This window comes from Mammaliicoccus sp. JADD-157 (genome assembly GCF_049310805.1).
Taxonomy (GTDB): domain Bacteria; phylum Bacillota; class Bacilli; order Staphylococcales; family Staphylococcaceae; genus Mammaliicoccus; species Mammaliicoccus lentus.
Map to the genome: position 1 here is coordinate 1 of NZ_JBMOVZ010000007.1, position 18,430 is coordinate 18,430.

23 protein-coding genes and 1 rRNA gene are annotated in these 18,430 nt (G+C 33.4%); 22 read left to right on the forward strand and 2 right to left on the reverse strand.

All coding sequences use genetic code 11. The features are described 5' to 3' along the window. The first annotated feature begins 8 nt into the window (after positions 1–8). Positions 9–123 (forward strand): 5S ribosomal RNA (rrf, locus tag ACO6VN_RS14640). 79 nt (positions 124–202) lie between these two features. On the opposite strand, the gene ACO6VN_RS14645 is transcribed toward rrf, so the two are convergent. Beyond that, positions 203–568 carry a GNAT family N-acetyltransferase gene (locus tag ACO6VN_RS14645; protein WP_135032593.1) on the reverse strand — a complete coding sequence of 122 codons (366 nt, stop codon included), beginning with the start codon at positions 566–568 and terminating at the stop codon, positions 203–205. A 112-nt stretch (positions 569–680) separates the two neighbouring features. On the opposite strand from ACO6VN_RS14645, the gene ACO6VN_RS14650 reads away from it, so the two are divergent. From ACO6VN_RS14650 to rsmI, 9 genes are read left to right on the forward strand one after another with little or no spacing between them, the layout of a single operon-like run. Then, on the forward strand, positions 681–2,024 hold the full coding sequence (locus ACO6VN_RS14650) for an aminotransferase class I/II-fold pyridoxal phosphate-dependent enzyme (protein ID WP_216683862.1): 1,344 nt from the start codon (positions 681–683) through the stop codon (positions 2,022–2,024). Continuing rightward, positions 2,025–2,645 carry a dTMP kinase gene (tmk, locus tag ACO6VN_RS14655; RefSeq protein ID WP_064205214.1) on the forward strand — a complete coding sequence of 207 codons (621 nt, stop codon included), beginning with the start codon at positions 2,025–2,027 and terminating at the stop codon, positions 2,643–2,645. A 33-nt stretch (positions 2,646–2,678) separates the two neighbouring features. Then, positions 2,679–3,008, forward strand: a complete 330-nt coding sequence (locus ACO6VN_RS14660; protein WP_016999928.1) for a cyclic-di-AMP receptor — start codon at positions 2,679–2,681, stop codon at positions 3,006–3,008. A gap of 51 nt (positions 3,009–3,059) precedes the next feature. Beyond that, entirely contained in the window at positions 3,060–3,986 is a 927-nt protein-coding gene (locus ACO6VN_RS14665; RefSeq protein ID WP_016999927.1) for a hypothetical protein, read from the forward strand. Between the two features lie 4 nt (positions 3,987–3,990). Beyond that, positions 3,991–4,797: a PSP1 domain-containing protein gene (locus ACO6VN_RS14670; protein ID WP_016999926.1), complete on the forward strand. Its 807-nt coding sequence runs from the start codon at positions 3,991–3,993 to the stop codon at positions 4,795–4,797. Positions 4,798–4,811: 14 nt separating this feature from the next. Then, entirely contained in the window at positions 4,812–5,147 is a 336-nt protein-coding gene (gene yabA, locus ACO6VN_RS14675) for a DNA replication initiation control protein YabA (protein WP_016999925.1), read from the forward strand. 47 nt (positions 5,148–5,194) lie between these two features. Continuing rightward, the gene (locus ACO6VN_RS14680) at positions 5,195–5,923 is read left to right on the forward strand and encodes a tRNA1(Val) (adenine(37)-N6)-methyltransferase (protein ID WP_064211592.1); all 729 of its coding nucleotides are present in this window, start codon (positions 5,195–5,197) and stop codon (positions 5,921–5,923) included. Further along, entirely contained in the window at positions 5,916–6,164 is a 249-nt protein-coding gene (locus ACO6VN_RS14685; RefSeq protein WP_016999923.1) for a GIY-YIG nuclease family protein, read from the forward strand. Before ACO6VN_RS14680 ends, ACO6VN_RS14685 begins: the two co-directional genes overlap by 8 nt. Before the next feature lies 1 nt (position 6,165). Continuing rightward, entirely contained in the window at positions 6,166–7,008 is an 843-nt protein-coding gene (rsmI, locus tag ACO6VN_RS14690) for a 16S rRNA (cytidine(1402)-2'-O)-methyltransferase (RefSeq protein WP_016999922.1), read from the forward strand. A gap of 58 nt (positions 7,009–7,066) precedes the next feature. On the opposite strand, the gene ACO6VN_RS14695 is transcribed toward rsmI, so the two are convergent. Further along, a complete protein-coding gene (locus ACO6VN_RS14695) occupies positions 7,067–7,342 on the reverse strand; it encodes an AbrB/MazE/SpoVT family DNA-binding domain-containing protein (protein ID WP_016999921.1) in 276 nt (91 codons plus the stop codon). A 233-nt stretch (positions 7,343–7,575) separates the two neighbouring features. Between ACO6VN_RS14695 and metG the strand changes: the two genes are divergently transcribed. From metG to ACO6VN_RS14755, 12 genes are all read left to right on the forward strand, one after another. Next, positions 7,576–9,570, forward strand: a complete 1,995-nt coding sequence (metG, locus tag ACO6VN_RS14700) for a methionine--tRNA ligase (RefSeq protein WP_016999920.1) — start codon at positions 7,576–7,578, stop codon at positions 9,568–9,570. Between the two features lie 21 nt (positions 9,571–9,591). Next, a complete protein-coding gene (locus ACO6VN_RS14705; RefSeq protein WP_016999919.1) occupies positions 9,592–10,356 on the forward strand; it encodes a TatD family hydrolase in 765 nt (254 codons plus the stop codon). A 54-nt stretch (positions 10,357–10,410) separates the two neighbouring features. Further along, a complete protein-coding gene (gene rnmV, locus ACO6VN_RS14710) occupies positions 10,411–10,953 on the forward strand; it encodes a ribonuclease M5 (RefSeq protein ID WP_016999918.1) in 543 nt (180 codons plus the stop codon). Position 10,954: 1 nt separating this feature from the next. Continuing rightward, positions 10,955–11,848 (forward strand): 16S rRNA (adenine(1518)-N(6)/adenine(1519)-N(6))-dimethyltransferase RsmA, encoded by an 894-nt coding sequence (rsmA, locus tag ACO6VN_RS14715; RefSeq protein WP_026023669.1) that lies wholly within the window; start codon positions 10,955–10,957, stop codon positions 11,846–11,848. A 99-nt stretch (positions 11,849–11,947) separates the two neighbouring features. Then, the gene (gene veg / locus ACO6VN_RS14720; RefSeq protein WP_016999916.1) at positions 11,948–12,211 is read left to right on the forward strand and encodes a biofilm formation stimulator Veg; all 264 of its coding nucleotides are present in this window, start codon (positions 11,948–11,950) and stop codon (positions 12,209–12,211) included. Positions 12,212–12,359: 148 nt separating this feature from the next. Beyond that, complete coding sequence (gene ispE / locus ACO6VN_RS14725) at positions 12,360–13,208, forward strand: 4-(cytidine 5'-diphospho)-2-C-methyl-D-erythritol kinase (RefSeq protein WP_064211595.1); 849 nt, start codon at positions 12,360–12,362, stop codon at positions 13,206–13,208. 68 nt (positions 13,209–13,276) lie between these two features. After that, positions 13,277–14,101: a pur operon repressor gene (gene purR / locus ACO6VN_RS14730; RefSeq protein WP_016999914.1), complete on the forward strand. Its 825-nt coding sequence runs from the start codon at positions 13,277–13,279 to the stop codon at positions 14,099–14,101. A gap of 19 nt (positions 14,102–14,120) precedes the next feature. Next, on the forward strand, positions 14,121–14,495 hold the full coding sequence (locus ACO6VN_RS14735; protein ID WP_016999913.1) for a RidA family protein: 375 nt from the start codon (positions 14,121–14,123) through the stop codon (positions 14,493–14,495). 59 nt (positions 14,496–14,554) lie between these two features. Further along, positions 14,555–14,884 (forward strand): septation regulator SpoVG, encoded by a 330-nt coding sequence (gene spoVG, locus ACO6VN_RS14740; protein ID WP_070045702.1) that lies wholly within the window; start codon positions 14,555–14,557, stop codon positions 14,882–14,884. A 300-nt stretch (positions 14,885–15,184) separates the two neighbouring features. Continuing rightward, positions 15,185–16,543, forward strand: a complete 1,359-nt coding sequence (glmU, locus tag ACO6VN_RS14745; RefSeq protein WP_016999911.1) for a bifunctional UDP-N-acetylglucosamine diphosphorylase/glucosamine-1-phosphate N-acetyltransferase GlmU — start codon at positions 15,185–15,187, stop codon at positions 16,541–16,543. Between the two features lie 48 nt (positions 16,544–16,591). Continuing rightward, positions 16,592–17,554: a ribose-phosphate diphosphokinase gene (locus tag ACO6VN_RS14750; protein ID WP_026023668.1), complete on the forward strand. Its 963-nt coding sequence runs from the start codon at positions 16,592–16,594 to the stop codon at positions 17,552–17,554. Positions 17,555–17,686: 132 nt separating this feature from the next. Beyond that, positions 17,687–18,325 (forward strand): 50S ribosomal protein L25/general stress protein Ctc, encoded by a 639-nt coding sequence (locus tag ACO6VN_RS14755; RefSeq protein ID WP_016999908.1) that lies wholly within the window; start codon positions 17,687–17,689, stop codon positions 18,323–18,325. The last annotated feature ends 105 nt before the right edge of the window (positions 18,326–18,430 follow it).

An 18,430-nucleotide genomic window follows, 5' to 3' on the forward strand; every position in this document is an offset into this window, starting at 1 on the left:
ACTATTTGTCTGGTGACGATAGCAAAGAGGTCACACCTGTTCCCATGCCGAACACAGAAGTTAAGCTCTTTAGCGCCGATGGTAGTTGGGCTTACGTTCCGCGAGAGTAGGACGTTGCCGGGCAAATTATTATAAAATGGATGCGATGAGCCGCACTCGAGACCTGTTAGGTCTCTTTTTTTTGATTTAATTTAATATAGGTTCAGGGTAATCTAAACCCCGAACCTATATTACGAAATGATAATTTTTTATAAAATTGATTATTCTGAGATAGAAGCTCTATGCGAACTGTTGGGAAAGTTTCTTGCAAATGCTTTATCATGCTTTCTCCGTATCCTTGTGATCTATATTCTTTGGCTACAATAATCTCAGCAATATACAATGTTAAAAATTCATCTGTTAAAAATCGAGTATATCCAACAAGTTCTTGATTATCTTCAATAACGATAATTTTAGAAGTCATGAGTAATTTTGATAATAGCTCTTTAGTAAATGTATGCCAGCCTTCTGCTTGTGTGATTTTATATAATGCGTCTACATCTAAATCGATAGCGTTTCTAATTTGCATGTTCCTCACTCCTCTTTAATTGTAGTATAACGCAATAGATTTAACTTTAAAATGACGCTCATTGTAATCATTGCTATAATGAGTTAAGAAAGTTATATAAGAGGTAATTAAAATGAGTTTATATGATAAAATACAATCTATTCAAGATGAAAATTCAATATCATTACATGTGCCAGGTCATCACAATAATACGATTGGTTATTTAAAAGAAATGAATTTAGGTATGGATATGACTGAAATAACTGGTTTAGATGATTTACACCAACCTGAGGAGGTTATACGAGAAAGCTTGATGAAAATGGATAGATATCCAAATCATGATGCGCGATACCTTGTTAATGGGACAACGGTTGGGATTTTATCAGTCATATATGCTGTTAAACATTTAGATGGTGATATATTAATACCTAGAAACGCGCATAAATCTATATATAATGCATTAAGTTTAACAAACCAAAAAGCTATATGGATGCCTATGACAGTTTCGGAGGAGACAGGTCAGTATGATGGAGTAAAAAGCTTAGATACTTTAGACTTATCTAATGTAAAATTAGCGATTTTTACGTACCCTAACTATTATGGAGAAGTATTTGACATTCAATCACATATACAATTGTTAAAAGCTTATGGTGTTCCTACATTAGTAGATGAGGCACATGGTGCACATTTTGGTATAAGTTCATACTTTCCTCAGTCTTCTATCATGTATGAAGCAGATATTGTTGTGCAGTCTTATCATAAAACGTTACCAGCTCTAACAATGGGTTCTGTTATGTATATAAGAAAAGAACTTCCTATACAACAACGTATTGAGGAATATTTGACGATGTTACAAACTTCTAGCCCTTCTTATTTAATAATGACAAGTTTAGAGAAAGCAGAACTGTTTTATAAACATTATAATGATGAGCTATTTAAACGTTTACGAATGGTGCTTATTCAGACTTTAAAAGAAGTAGGTTTAGAGGTGGGAAGTCTAGCGGACCCTCTTAAATTATTAGTATCACATGAAAAAATGACAGGTGAGCAAGTGAAACAAATATTTGAACAATCAAACATTTATATTGAATTGAATGATGAAAAATATATATTACTTGTTTTGCCATTATGGCATGAAGGCGATAGTTTTCCGTTTGAAGTATTAATTAATAAGATTAACAGTCTTAAATTGGATTATTATTATCAAGAAAAAGGCCGGGCTAAATTTGATTTACCTGTTACTTCTGGCATTTATGTGCCTATAGAAGTTAAAGATGCAATAACAATAGATTTGGTAGATGCAGTCAATAAAATCTCTGCAGTAGATGTTATACCTTACCCTCCAGGCATACCTGTAATATTAAAAGGTGAATACATAAAAGGCGACGTCCTTAATTCTCTTTTACATTGGATAGATAGTGGTGGTAGAGTAGAAGGTATAATTAACAAGCAAATAAAGATAAAGGATGAACACTAAATGGGTCAGTTTATTACATTTGAAGGGCCAGAAGGTTCTGGAAAGACAACTGTTATACATAAAGTTTATGAAAAATTAAATAAAGAATATAATGTTATTATAACTAGAGAACCAGGTGGTATAAAAATCAGTGAAGCAATTCGCAAATTACTGTTAGACAGTGATGATGATATGGACGAACGTACAGAAGCACTTTTATTCGCAGCAGCAAGAAGGCAACATTTAGTCGAAAAAATCATTCCACAACTTGAGGATGGTGGCATTGTACTATGTGATCGTTTCGTAGATAGTTCATTAAGTTATCAGGGTTACGCTCGTGAAATTGGGGTAAAGGAAGTACAAGCAATTAATGAATTTGCTATTGAAAATCTTTATCCAGATTTAACGCTTTATTTTGATGTACCTGCAGAAATTGGTTTAAACAGAATTAAAGATAATCAAAGAAATGCAAATCGTTTGGATAAAGAAAAAATAGAGTTTCATCATAAGGTTACAGATGGGTATAAAAAGTTGATATCTGAGTACCCAGATAGAATTAAAGTTATTGATGCTACACAATCATTGGAAAAGGTTATAGAAGACGCTTATTTCGCTATTGTAAATCATCTAAATCAAGTTTAAAATATGATATAATATATAAAGAGGTGTTTAGTTATGAAAATGGTTATAGCGATTGTCCAAGATCAAGATAGTCAAAATTTATCAGAAGCGCTTATAGAGAAAGATTTTAGAGCTACAAAGCTTGCTACAACAGGTGGATTTTTAAGAGCTGGTAATACAACATTCCTATGCGGTGTAAAAGATGAGCGAGTAGACGAATTATTACGACTCATAGATGGAACTTGTGGTAATCGTGAACAACTTGTTTCACCTATCACACCAATGGGAGGCAGTGCGGATTCTTATATACCGTACCCAGTTGAAGTAGAAGTTGGTGGCGCAACAGTATTTGTTATGCCAATCGAACAATTTCATCAATTTTAGAACTGATTAGCTGCCATTAGTGCAGCTTTTTTATTGCAAGGAGCGTAGAAAATGCAATTAAAAGAAGAGCTTGATCAATTATTGAGTGCTGAACAGTTATCTCACGCTTATTTATTTGAGGGAGATAATATGTTTGAAATGAAGACGACAGCTATGTATTTTGCTGAACAAATTCTTTGTAACAATGAGGGAAATTGTATTACAAAAGTACAAACAATGAATCACCCTGATTTTATGTATATACAAACTGAAGAAACAACTATAAAGAAACAACAAATAGAAGAATTGCTTAGAAAAATGAATCAAAAACCAATAGAAAGTAAATATAAAGTTTACATTATTGAAGCTTTTGATAAACTAACAGTACAAGGTGAAAATAGTATACTTAAATTTTTAGAGGAACCACCTCCAAATACAATCGCCTTGTTATTAACAACAAAGAAAGATCAAATTTTACCAACGATACATTCGAGATGTCAGCTTATCCATTTTAAACCGGCATCAAAGGAGACTTTTATAGAAGATTTACAAGCATCCGATATTTCCGCTGCAATTGCGCACACATTGAGTTTTGTAACATCGGATAAGGATGAGGCTATTTCTTTAACTGAAGAACAATTATTTACACAATTGAGAAAATCTGTTGCTAAGTTAGCAGATTTAATGGTTAAAGATCACCAGATGGCTTTAATATATTTAATTGATTGTATAAAAGTTGCGAATACACGACCTTTGCAACAATTATTTTTAAATAGTTTAAATGCTTATTTTCAAGATGTATTACATGCTAAAATAGAGTTGGATTCAATTAAAGCGTTTCCAGATTTGGATGCACAGATTGTAAACACTAGTACACAATTATCTTTAAGCGATATTTCGAATTATATACAGTGCATTACTGAAGCTAATCGTAAATTAGCGCAAAATGTTAATGCGACATTAGTTTTTGAACAGATGGTTATAAAAGGGAAGAGGTGATTAAATGTATGAAATCATAGGCGTACAGTTTCAAGAAGCTGGGAAGAAAGAATATTTCTCTCCAAACGGAGAAAGATTCAAAGAAAATGATTTAGTTGTTGTAGAATCTAAACGTGGAGTAGAGTTAGGACAAGTTAAATTAACTAATCGTCATGTAGGCAAAGATGATGTGGTTTTACCTTTGAAAGAAGTTATACGTCACGCTACAGATGAAGATGTCGAAAAATATCATTCAAATTTAGCAGAGGCTGATAAAGCATTGGCACTGTGTAAAGAGATGGTAGCGACACATGAATTGAACATGAGATTAGTAAATTGTGAATATACACTAGATAAGAGTAAGGTTATATTTAATTTTACAGCTGATGACAGAATTGATTTTAGAAACTTAGTAAAATCATTAGCATATGAATTAAAAACACGTATTGAGCTTAGACAAATAGGTGTGAGGGATGAAGCGAAGTTATTAGGTGGTATTGGTCCATGTGGTCGTTCGCTTTGTTGCTCGACATTCTTAGGAGATTTTGAGCCTGTATCTATAAAAATGGCTAAAGATCAAAATCTTTCGCTTAATCCAACAAAAATTTCCGGTGCATGTGGTCGTTTGATGTGCTGTTTAAAATATGAAAATGATTATTACGAAGATGTAAGAAACGAATTGCCAGACGTGGGTACTACTGTTGTAACACCTGAGGGAGATGGTAAAGTCGTAGGATTAAATATTCTAGATATCACGATGCAAGTTAAAGTGAAAGGTTTCGAACAACTTTTTGATTATAAACTTGATGAATTACTTGAAGTCCATTCATAAGGGAGGATTTTACTGTGAATAGGGACGAGTTGTTTGAAACAATTATGATGTTAGAAAATGAACTTAAACAAATTAATGCGCATATGGATAAACTGAAGAACCAAGCAGTCGAATTGGTTGAAGATAATGTTGCACTTCAGATGGAAAACGATAGTCTGAAACGGGTAGTTGAATCCAATGAAACAACGCATAATAAAAAACCAAATAAAAAGGTAAGACCTCTTCAAAGTAAAGATAATCTAGCTATGTTGTATCATGAAGGTTTTCATATATGTCGAGGAGAATTATTTGGTAAACATAGACAAGGTCAAGATTGCTTGTTTTGTCTAGAGGTACTTAATAGAGAATAGGGTAATCAGGCATCTTGCATGCCTGATTTTTTAAATGAGGTGATTTCGTGTTACATAAAGGTGAAAGATTAGATCAACTTTTAAGAGAAAAATTTGAAATTATTCAAAATGATGATGTGTTTTCCTTTTCTACTGACGCATTATTGTTAGGTGATTTCGTTCAAACAAGAAATAAGGATAAAGTGATGGATTTATGTTCTGGTAATGGTATTATCCCGTTACTTTTAGCTCATAAATCACTATCTGAAATTCAAGCAGTAGAAATTCAAGAAACATTGGTCGACATGGCTCAAAGAACAATTCAGCATAATCATTTACAAAACCAAATTTCGATAAAACAATTAGATTTAAATAAAGTAACAACTGAATATGCACCGTCGACCTTCGATGTTGTCACGGTTAACCCACCTTATTTTAAAGAAAATCAACAAATGAAACATCAAAAAGAAGCGCATAAAATAGCAAGGCATGAAGTTTATTGCACACTTGAGGATGTTGTAAGAGCAAGTAAACATTTACTCAAGCAAGGTGGTAAATTAATGATGGTTCATAGAGCAGAAAGACTGATGGATGTCTTAACGCACTTTAGACTTTTTAATATAGAACCAAAGAGATTAAGACTTGTATATAGTAGTCCTTCTAAAAAAGAAGCAGTAACGATATTGGTAGAAGGACGGAGCGGTGGGCAACCTGGTTTGAAAATTGAACAACCATTTTATATTTATAATACAAATGGTGAATATTCTGAAGAGATGAAGGAAGTCTATTATGGATAAACATTATACATATATATTAGAATGTAAAGATCAAACATTATATACTGGATACACTACTGATTTAGAACGCAGATTAAAGGTGCATAATGATGGTAAAGGTGCAAAATACACAAAAATAAGACGTCCCGTTAAACTTGTATACCATGAAGAGTTTGATAATAAATCAGAAGCATTAAAAAGAGAGTATGCCTTAAAACAATTGAGTAGAAAACAAAAGTTATTACTCATAAAGGAGGGATAGCATGTCAACTTTACATTTAGTAGGCACCCCAATAGGAAATTTAGAAGATATAACATATCGCGCCGTAAGAATTTTAAAAGAGTCAGATTATATTTTTTGTGAAGACACTCGTGTAACGTCAAAACTTTGCCAACACTATGAAATACACACACCATTAAAGTCTTATCACGAACATAATAAAGATAAAGCTTCAGAGCAGATTATTGATTATATGGAAGATGATAAACAAATTGCTTTAGTCTCTGATGCTGGTTGTCCTTGTATCAGTGATCCAGGTTATGAACTTGTAAACCAAGTTAGAGAAGCGGGATTCCTTGTGGAAACTATTCCTGGACCAAATGCCGCTATTACAGCATTAATGACAAGTGGACTACCGTCATATAAATTTGTATTTTTAGGATTTTTACCAAGGCAGGCTAAAGATAAGCATGAAGTATTAGATAAATGGATGCATAGAGAATCGACAATGATGATTTATGAATCACCCTACCGTGTAAAACAAACATTAAAAGCTATATCTGAAATAGACTCAGAAAGAAAAATAGCAATTGGTAGAGAGTTGACTAAAAAGTTTGAACAAGTTGAAACAGGGTCGGTTGAAACAATTGAAAATATGTTAGAAGACGATTCTATACCACAAAAAGGTGAGTTTGTTATTCTTATAGAAGGTATAGATGAATCCAGTCAGACAGAACAATGGTGGAAAGAAATGGACTTAAAAGAACATGTTGATTCGTACATTAATGAACAAGATATGCGTTCTAAAGATGCTATTAAACAAGTCGCTTTAGATAGAAATATGAAAAAGAGAGATGTATATGAAGCATTTCATATAGATAATTAAAATAAGAGCCTGAGACAATTAATTATGTCCCAGACTCTTTGATACATATAGTAAGTAATTATTTAGATTTTTTTTCAATCTCATTCATTAATTGCTGAGCGCCTTCTTCGCTTAATACGATTTTACCATCTGCTAAAACAAAGTTTTCTTCAGAAACATCGCCAGTAACCTGACAAGTCATGTTAGGTGAATATTTCTTTAGAATAATTCTGTCATCATCAGTGTAAATCTCTAAAGCGTCTTTCTCAGCAATGTCTAATATGCGTCGTAACTCGATAGGAATTACTACACGGCCTAGTTCATCTACTTTACGAACGATTCCAGTTGATTTCATTTCTTTACCTCCGTTTAATAAAACCATAATTATCTAATTCGACATTCATTCGACAATTATATAAATAGTATACTAATACGTATTGAAGAAATTGTCAATAAAATAATAAATTGTATACACTTAATTATTCGACATTAAAACCACATTTGCGCGCTTTACCATAATAAGGAAATATTGAAAAAATGCTAAATTTTCGGTATATTATATAGATAAGATATTAGGAGGAAACGCTGATGACGAAAGAGACTTTTTACATTTCGACACCGATTTATTATCCGAGCGGGAATTTACACATAGGTCATGCTTACACAACGGTTGCCGGTGATGTAATAGCTAGATATAAACGGTTACAAGGATATGATGTTCATTACTTAACAGGTACAGATGAGCATGGACAAAAAATACAAGAGAAGGCTAAAGAAGCTGGATTATCAGAAATTGAATATTTAAATGGTATTGTCGAAAATATTCAAGCGTTATGGAAAAAATTAGACATTTCAAATGATGATTTTATTCGTACGACAGAAAAACGACACAAAGTGGTTGTTGAAAAAGTCTTTGAAAAATTATTAGCGCAGGGAGATATTTATTTAGGTGAATATGAAGGATGGTATTCAATACCAGATGAAACATACTACACTGAAACACAATTAGTAGATCCAGTTTATGAAGATGGAAAAATTGTTGGTGGTAAAAGCCCTGATTCAGGACATGAAGTCGAGCTAGTTAAAGAAGAAAGCTATTTCTTTAAATTAGATAAATATTCGGATAGATTATTAAAATTCTTTGATGAAAACCCAGACTTTATTATGCCTATTTCTCGTAAAAATGAAATGGTTAATAATTTCATCAAACCTGGTTTAGAAGATTTGGCCATCTCAAGAACGACTTTTGATTGGGGTATTAAAGTGCCTTCTAATCCTAAACACGTTGTTTATGTATGGATAGATGCGTTAGTAAACTATATTTCAGCTTTAGGTTATTTAACTGATGATGATGAGCTGTTTAAAAAATACTGGCCAGCAGACGTTCATTTAATGGCTAAAGAAATTGTTAGGTTCCACGTTATTATATGGCCGATTTTATTAATGGCTTTAGATATACCTTTACCTAAGCGTGAATTTGCTCATGGTTGGATTTTAATGAAAGACGGTAAAATGAGTAAATCTAAAGGTAATGTTGTTGATCCTAACGTATTAATTGATAAATATGGCTTAGACGCTACAAGATATTACTTAATGAGAGAATTACCATTCGGTGCAGATGGTGTGTTTACGCCTGAGGCATTCGTAGAACGTACAAATTATGACTTAGCAAACGATTTAGGTAACCTAGTTAATCGTACAATTGCTATGGTAAATAAATACTTTAACGGTGTTCTACCTAAATATAAAGGTCAATTACATCCTCTAGATGAAGAGATGGAAAATATGGCTATTGATACAAAAAATAATTTCTATGAAGCAATGGAAAACATGCAATTCTCAGTTGCGTTGGCAGAAGTTTGGAAGCTTATTAGCCGTACAAATAAATACATCGATGAAACAACACCTTGGGTATTAGCTAAAGATGAAAATGAACGTGAAATGTTAGAAAACGTAATGATTCATTTAGTTGAAAATATTAGGTTTGCTGCAGTGTTATTACGTCCATTCTTAACACATGCGCCTTATGAAATTTTCCGCCAATTAAACTTGGAAAAAGGAAAGTTAGATACGTTCGAAAGCATCGAAACTTATGGTGCTATTGATGAAGAAATTACAGTCATCTCCAAACCAGAACCTATTTTCCCAAGACTTGATGTTGAAGAAGAAGTAGCTTTCATTAAAAATTCAATGCAAGGTGGCACTACTCCTGAAGAAGAGCCAGAAGAAGAAAATAAAAAAGAAGAAAATCCTGGTAAACCTGAAATAACGATTGATCAATTCGATAAAGTGGAAATTAAAGCTGCAACAGTAACTGGAGCAGATTATGTAAAAAAATCCGATAAATTATTGAAAATCAAAGTAGATTTAGGTAACGAGAAAAGACAAATTGTTTCAGGTATTGCTGAATTTTATAAACCTGAAGATATAGTTGGTAAAAAAGTTGCAGTTGTAACGAATTTGAAACCAGTTAAATTACGTGGTGAATTATCTGAAGGTATGATACTTTCTGCCGAAAAAGATGGCACGCTTACTTTAGTAGGATTACCTAACGCAATTCAAAATGGTTCAATTATAAAGTAATGAATTGGAAGGAAGATATGAATGCTAATAGACACACATGTTCACTTGAACGCTGATCAATACGATGATGACTTACAAGAAGTAATCGATAGAGCGCTATCTGAAGGTATCGATAGAATGTTTGTCGTTGGTTTTGATACAAAAACAATAGAGAGAACAATGAAACTCATCGATCAATACGACTTTATTTATGGTATTATCGGCTGGCATCCAGTCGATGCAATCGACTGTACAGATGAACGTTTAGAATGGATAGAGTCATTATCTAAACATCCTAAAATTATTGGAATAGGTGAAATGGGATTAGACTACCATTGGGATAAGTCACCAAAAGATATCCAAAAAGATGTGTTTAGAAAGCAAATCGCATTAGCTAAACGAGTTCAATTACCAATCATTATTCATAATAGAGAAGCAACACAAGATTGTGTAGATATTTTGAAAGAAGAAAACGCTAGTGAAGTTGGCGGTATTATGCATAGCTTTAGTGGTTCTAATGAAATAGCTGACGAAATTTTAAAAATGAATTTCTATGTTTCGTTAGGTGGCCCAGTGACTTTTAAAAATGCTAAACAACCTAAGGAAGTAGCTAAGCATGTTCCGTTAGATAGATTATTAGTAGAAACAGATGCGCCATTCTTATCACCTCACCCATATAGAGGGAAAAGAAATGAGCCTGCTCGTGTAAAACTTGTTGCCGAACAAATTGCGGAGTTACGTGGTCTCACGTATGAAGAAGTTTGTGAAGCAACTACCGAAAACGCTGAAAGATTATTTAAATTATAAAATAAGATGCCCCAAAACGGTTGTTTTGGGGCATCTTTAAAGAAGGTAAACTTTATGAAAATAAATGAATTTGTGGTAGTAGAAGGTAGAGATGATACGGTCAATGTTAAACGTGCCGTCGATTGCGATACTATAGAGACAAATGGTTCTGCTGTTTCTAAAGAGATTTTGGAGGTCATTAAGCAAGCACATGAAAAACGTGGTGTTATTGTACTTACTGACCCTGATTTCCCGGGTGATAAAATTCGAAATACGATTAAGCAATATGTTCCAAGTGTTAAACATGCTTTTATCCCAAGAGACAAAGCTAAAAACAAAAGAGGTAAAATAGGTGTAGAACATGCGTCGGTTGAAACGGTGAAAGAAGCGTTAACTAATGTAAGTTCACCATTAGAAGCTGATGTAGAAACAATTGATAAAGCTGTATTAATTGATTTGGGATTAATTATAGGGCCAGAAGCAAGAAGAAAAAGAGAAAAACTATGTAGTAAGTTGAATATTGGACACTCGAATGGTAAACAATTATTAAACAAACTCAATGCTTTCGGTTATACTGAAAAAGATGTAAAAGAAGCGCTTGGATATAAAGAGGAGTGACATAATGAACGAAAAAGATATCGCAACACCTAAACGCACAAAAGCGTTGTTAGACCAATATGGCTTTAAATTCAAAAAAAGTCTAGGTCAAAACTTTTTAATTGATACAAATATCATCCAAAAAATCATTTCAGCGAGTGACATTGACGAAAATACAGGTGTTATTGAAGTTGGGCCAGGTATGGGTTCATTAACTGAGCAATTAGCAAGAGTAGCTAAAAAAGTTCTAGCCTTTGAAATTGATCAAAGATTAATACCTGTATTAGAAGATACGTTGAGTCCATATTCAAATGTAACGATTGTAAATGAAGATATATTAAAAGCCAATGTACAAAAAGAAATTGATCAACATTTAAAAGACTGTGACAAGATTATGTTAGTTGCCAATTTGCCATATTATATTACTACGCCTATATTGATGAATTTATTAGAAAATGATTTGCCAATTGATGGCTTCGTTGTCATGATGCAAAAAGAAGTGGGCGAAAGATTAAATGCTAAAGTAGGCAGCAAAAGTTATGGTTCATTATCTATTGCATGTCAATACTATACTGAAACTGAACGTGTTTTAGTAGTCCCTAAGACCGTCTTCATGCCGCCACCGAACGTTGATTCAATTGTAATAAAACTTACAAAACGGACTAAACCAGTTGTAGAAGTCGACGATGAACAAAAGTTATTTAAATTAACAAAAGGTGCATTTACACAAAGAAGAAAGACTATTTTAAATAACTATATTAGTACAATCAAGGATGGCAAAGTGCATAAAGATGAAATTATTGAATGGTTAAACGAATCAAACATAGACCCTAAAAGGCGCGGGGAAACGCTAACAATACATGATTATGCACATCTTTGTAACAATTTGAAAAAATACCCTAATTTATCTGTATAAATATATTGACAACGGCCTCTCAAATTGATAAAATTTAAATTTTATTTGACAAAATCTTGCTATCATAGTATAATATTCTATATAGCGAGGTGGGTCAATATGCCGAAGACTTTAGTAGACATCAAAAAAATATTGGATTGTCAATTAGGAAATCGTATTGTACTTAAAGCTAATGGAGGACGTAAGAAGTTAATTGAGCGCAGTGGTGTGCTTAAGGAAACGTATCCATCAGTTTTCGTGGTCGAATTAGATCAAGAGAAACATAATTTTGAGCGTGTATCTTATACATACACTGATGTATTAACTGAGAATGTCCAAGTAACTTTTATGAATGAACATAAAGAAGAATTTATTGTTCAATAATCATAAAGTTCACAATAAAAAACTCTACGCGATATGACTGTGATATGGCGTAGAGTTTTTTTGTTGCAAAAAAATAGGATAAAGCTCATACTTTCTAACATTTATTTATGGTAAAATCATAATAATAAGTTTTAGAAAGGGCAAGTATATGATTTATGAGACAGCACCAGCAAAAATTAATTTAACACTAGATACTTTATACAAACGTGATGATGGTTATCACGAGGTGGAAATGATTATGACAACCGTTGACCTAAATGATAGACTGTCTTTTGAAAAAAGAGAAGATGGTGAAATTGTCATCGATGTAGAGCATAATTTTGTTCCAAGTGATCATAGAAATTTAGCTTATAAAGCTGCAAAATTAATGAAGGACAAATACAACATAAAAGACGGTGTGACGATTTCTTTAGAAAAAAGCATTCCTATTTCAGCTGGTTTAGCAGGTGGCTCTAGTGATGCTGCTGCTACTTTTAGAGGTTTGAATAAACTTTGGGGTATCAATGACTCGTTAGAAGCATTGAGTGATTTATCAGCGGAAATTGGGTCGGATATTTCTTTTTGTATCTATGGAAAAACAGCGTTATGTCGTGGTAGAGGAGAGCAATTAACGCATTTACCTAAACCACCATCAGCTTGGGTTATCATAGCCAAGCCAGACATCGGCGTCTCTACACCCGAAATTTATGGCGCTTTAACTTTAGAAGAGACATCTAAAGTTTTAACGAAAGAATGCCAGCAAGCTTTAATAGACGGTGATTATGAACGTTTATGTAAGTCGTTAGGTAATAGCCTTGAGAGTGTTACTATGGGACTATACCCAGAGGTTGAAAAGCTGAAAAACACTATGACAAATACAGGTGTGGATGCAGCATTAATGAGCGGAAGCGGTCCGACTGTTTATGGCTTTGTTCAAAAGGAAAGGCAGGCTAAGCAAGTCTATAATGCTCTGAAAGGATGCTGCAAAGATGTATTCATTGTGAGATTACTTGGATAGCTTTGTTAAAACCGTACGATTATAGTATAATTGTGGCAAAAATACGGATAGAGAATGGAGTTTTATAAATGAGGTTTAAACGAAGTGAGAGAATCGTTTATATGACACAGTATTTATTGAAACATCCTAATGAGTTAGTGCCGTTAACTTACTTTGTGAATCATTTTGGACAAGCAAAGTCTTCTATAAGTGAAGACATACAAATCATTAAAGAAACTTTTCAAGCAGAAGGTTTAGGGATTATTGAAACTACTGCAGGTGCTAGCGGCGGTGTAACTTACCGACCGAAAATGTACAAGAAAGAAGCGATTGAATTAATTGAAGATTTGTGTGAATTGCTTAAAGAGAGAGAAAGATTATTACCAGGCGGCTATTTATTTATGTCAGATCTTGTTGGTAACCCTAAACTTTTAAACCAAGTTGGGGAACTTATCGCAACGATGTACATGGATGAAGAACTTGATGCGGTTGTTACAATTGCAACTAAAGGGATATCGTTAGCTAATGCAGTAGCGAAAGTGCTCAATTTACCTGTTGTGGTAATTAGAAAAGATAATAAAGTAACAGAAGGATCAACGGTTTCAATTAACTATGTATCAGGATCTTCAAGAAAAATTGAAACAATGGTTTTATCTAAACGAACATTGCCTGAATATTCAAATGTATTAATAGTTGACGACTTTATGAGAGCGGGTGGCTCAATCAATGGTGTTATCAATTTGATGAATGAGTTTAAAGCAACTGTAAAAGGGGTATCAGTACTTGTAGAATCAAAAGAAGTTAAACATCGTTTGGTTGAAGATTATACATCTTTAGTGAGATTGTCGAATGTAGACGAATACAACCAACAATTTTCAGTAGAAGAAGGCAACTGTTTAAAAAGATTTAATTAAGAAGAGAGGGTTAATCATCATGAAAAGTATAAACGCAACAAACGCTCCAGAAGCATTAGGACCATACTGCCACGCTGTAGTGGTAGATAATCTAGTATTTACTTCGGGGCAAATACCGTTAAATCAAAAAGGCGAAATTGTATCAGATGATGTAAAAGTGCAGACTGAACAAGTCATCGAAAACTTAAAAAAAGTACTTGAAGAAAGTGGCGCTTCTTTAAATAATGTCGTGAAATCTATGATCTTTATTAAAGATATGAATGATTTTCAAGATATTAACTCCGTATATGGACAATATTTCAATGAACATTTGCCTGCTAGAAGTTGTGTTGAGGTTGCGCGCCTACCTAAAGATGTTAAAGTTGAGATTGAAATGATCGCAAAAATACAATAATATTCTTCAATTTAAATGATGCTGCTACTTAAAAAAGACAAACAGGGGGCACACAAGTCATGAAGGTAACAGATGTGAGATTAAGAAAAATCCAAACAGATGGAAGAATGAAAGCTTTAGTTTCTATTACATTAGACGATGCTTTTGTTGTTCACGATTTAAGAGTAATTGAAGGGAATTCAGGTTTATTTGTAGCTATGCCAAGTAAACGTACACCCGACGGAGAGTTCCGGGATATTGCTCACCCTATTAACTCTGAAATGAGACAAGAAATTCAAGAAGCAGTCATGAAAGTTTATGATGAAACTGATGAAGTAATCATTCCGAAATCTGCTAAAGATGACGATTCTGAATCAGAAAATCAAAATGAAGATGAAAATGAAGAATAAAAATTGGAATAGGCATACGCAAAGCTTGTGTCTGAAATAATACAGGAGAAATTCTTAGTTTGATAAGAGTTTTTCCTGTTTTTTTATACAATTATTCAACAACGGTTAATTAATGATGAATAAAAATACTATTCATTAAATTTTTATTTAATGCGTTAATGCTTTGCCTTTACTATATATCATGAATATTAAAGACGATTATTTTGTGAAATAATTTCTATGTTTAATAACTCTTTCTTGATAGTCGTACACAAATTAAATTATAATAAGATAAAGTGCGTTTAAATGGAGGTTTTTCAAATGCGAAAACATGCAGTCATATTAGCGGCTGGTAAAGGAACAAGGATGAAATCTAAACTCTATAAGGTGCTACATCCTGTTGCTGGAGAAGCCATGGTTCAACATGTTATAGATAGCGTGAAGAATGCGGGTGTTGAGACTGTTGTTACAGTTGTTGGACACGGTGCTGAAGTAGTAAAAGAAACACTTGGCGATTCATCGCAGTTTGTACATCAAGAAGAACAACTAGGGACTGCACATGCAGTTAATACAGCTAAGGAATTATTGAATGACAAAAAAGGTACAACAATCGTTGTATGTGGGGACACACCACTTATTACTGAAGATACAATTAGCTCATTAATAGCGTTTCATGAATCAGAAAATGCAAAGGCTACAGTATTATCTGCAAAGGTGAATAATCCATTTGGCTATGGCAGAATTGTTCGAAATGAACAAGGTGACGTCTTAGAAATTGTTGAGCAAAAAGATGCTTCAGAAGAGCAAAATGCAATAAATGAAATTAGTTCAGGAATCTTTGCTTTTGATAATGAAAAGTTATTCCAAACTTTAGAAGAAGTTAAAAACGATAATGCTCAAGGTGAATACTATTTACCTGATGTTATAAGCATTTTAAAAGCACAAAATGAAAAAATATCTGCTTATGTTACGGAAGACGTAGATGAAATCATGGGTGTTAATGATAGAGTCCAATTATCACAAGCAGAACAAAAAATGAAAGAACGTATTAATTTGAGACATATGATAAATGGTGTTTCCATCATCGATCCAGCTACTACATATATTGGGAAAAAAGTTACAATAGGTGAAGATACGGTAGTTGAACCAGGTGCAAGAATCGGTGGTAACACTGTAATAGGAAAAAATGTTACGATTGGCATGAATTCTGATATCAAAAATAGTACAATTGAAGATGATGCCACAATTAAACAATCTGTCATTACAGATTCATTTGTTGGTAAATCCTCTACAGTTGGACCGTTCGCTCAATTAAGACCGGGAACAGAACTAGGAAAAGAAACGAAAATTGGTAATTTTGTAGAGGTTAAAAAATCCGTGTTGAAAGATGGCGCTAAAGTATCTCACTTAAGTTATATTGGTGATGCTGAAGTCGGCGCAAGAACAAATATTGGCTGTGGTTCAATCACTGTTAATTATGACGGAATAAACAAATTCCAAACTAAAATAGGAGATGATGCATTTATTGGATGTAATTCAAATCTAGTTGCACCAGTAGAAGTTGGCGAAGGAGCATTTATAGCTGCAGGTTCAACCATCACAGATAATGTGCCAGATGAAAGCTTAGCACTAGGTCGTGCAAGACAGACGACAAAAGAAGGATACTATAAAACGAAATAAAAGGAGCCGTCAAAAAAAATGAGTCAAAATGATATCGGAGGAACAAAAATGTTGCATACTGAATATAAGAATTCGTCATTAAAAATATTTTCACTAGAAGGTAACCAACCTTTAGCCCAAGAAGTTGCAAATTTAGTAGGTATTCCATTAGGTAAGTCTACAGTAAAAAGATTTGCTGATGGCGAAGTGCAAATTAATATCGAAGAAAGTATCCGTGGTTGTGATGTGTTCATCATTCAACCTACTTCATATCCAGTAAATGAACATTTAATGGAATTGTTAATTATGATAGATGCATGTAAACGAGCATCAGCTGCTAATATTAATATTGTTATGCCTTATTATGGTTATGCAAGACAAGACCGTAAAGCGAGAAGTCGTGAGCCTATTACTGCTAAATTAGTAGCAAATATTATTGAAAAAGCTGGCGCGAGCAGAATGATCGCGTTAGACTTACACGCTCCTCAAATTCAAGGATTCTTTGATATACCTATTGATCATTTAATGGGTGTTCCAATTTTATCTAATTATTTCTTAGAAAAAGGATTAGACCCTGACAATACTGTTGTTGTATCACCTGATCATGGTGGTGTTACAAGAGCGCGTAAAATGGCGGATCGTTTAAAAACGCCAATTGCTATTATTGATAAGCGTCGTCCGAAACCTAACGTAGCAGAAGTTATGAACATTGTTGGAGACATAGATGGTAAAACAGCAATCATCATCGATGACATCATTGACACTGCGGGCACTATTACTTTAGCAGCAGATGCTTTAGTTAAAAAAGGTGCAAAAGAAGTTTATGCATGTTGTACACACCCTGTTTTATCTGGGCCAGCACGTGAACGCATTGAAAATTCAAGAATTAAAGAATTAGTTGTTACAAACTCTATTCAATTGCCAGAAGATAGAAAACCTTCAAATGTTAAAGAATTATCAGTAGCAGAATTATTAGCTCAAGCAATTGTTCGAGTATATGAACAAGAATCAGTTAGTGTGCTATTTGATTAATTGTCATTAATCGTGTATAATAACAAACGGTTCATTTTTAAATGAACTAAATAACCACTTACAAGCAACAATTTATGTTGATGGGTAAGTGTAGGAGCGCTTAATGCGCATGAATGAAAGGTGGAAAAGATAATGGCTTCATTAAAGTCAGTTATCCGTCAAGGTAAACAAACTCGTTCTAGTTTACGTAAACTAAGAGCATCAGGTATTATCCCAGCAGTTGTATATGGTTATGGTGCTAAAAATACATCTGTTAAAGTTGATGAGGTTGAATTCATCAAAACTATCCGTGAAGTTGGACGTAACGGAGTTATTGAATTAGGTGTTGGTTCTAAATCAATTAAAGTTATGGTTTCTGATTACCAATATGATTCACTTAAAAACCAAATCACTCATGTTGACTTCTTAGCTATTAACATGAAACAAGAATTAACTGTTGATGTACCTGTAGTATTAGTAGGTGAAGCAGTTGGTGCTTCTGAAGGTGGCGTAGTTCAACAACCATTATTCGACTTACAAGTAACAACTACTCCAGACGCTATTCCTGAACATATCGAAGTTGATATTAGTGAATTAGCTATCGGTGATAGTTACTTAGTAGGAGACTTAGATGCAACTGATAAATATGCTATCGAAAACGATAAAGAAGAAGCAGTTGTAACTGTAGTACCTCCAACTGAAGAACCAGCTGAAGATGCTGAAGAAACTGCAGCTGAAGATGCTGATGCAGTATCACAAGAAGCTGAAAAAGAAGAAAAAGAAGAAGAATAATTCTTTAATCTTTTAAAAGGAGTCTGGGACATATCAATGTCTCAGACTCTTTTTTGTCTAATTTTATAATGATATAAGTATAGTTAGATGAAAACTAACGTAAAA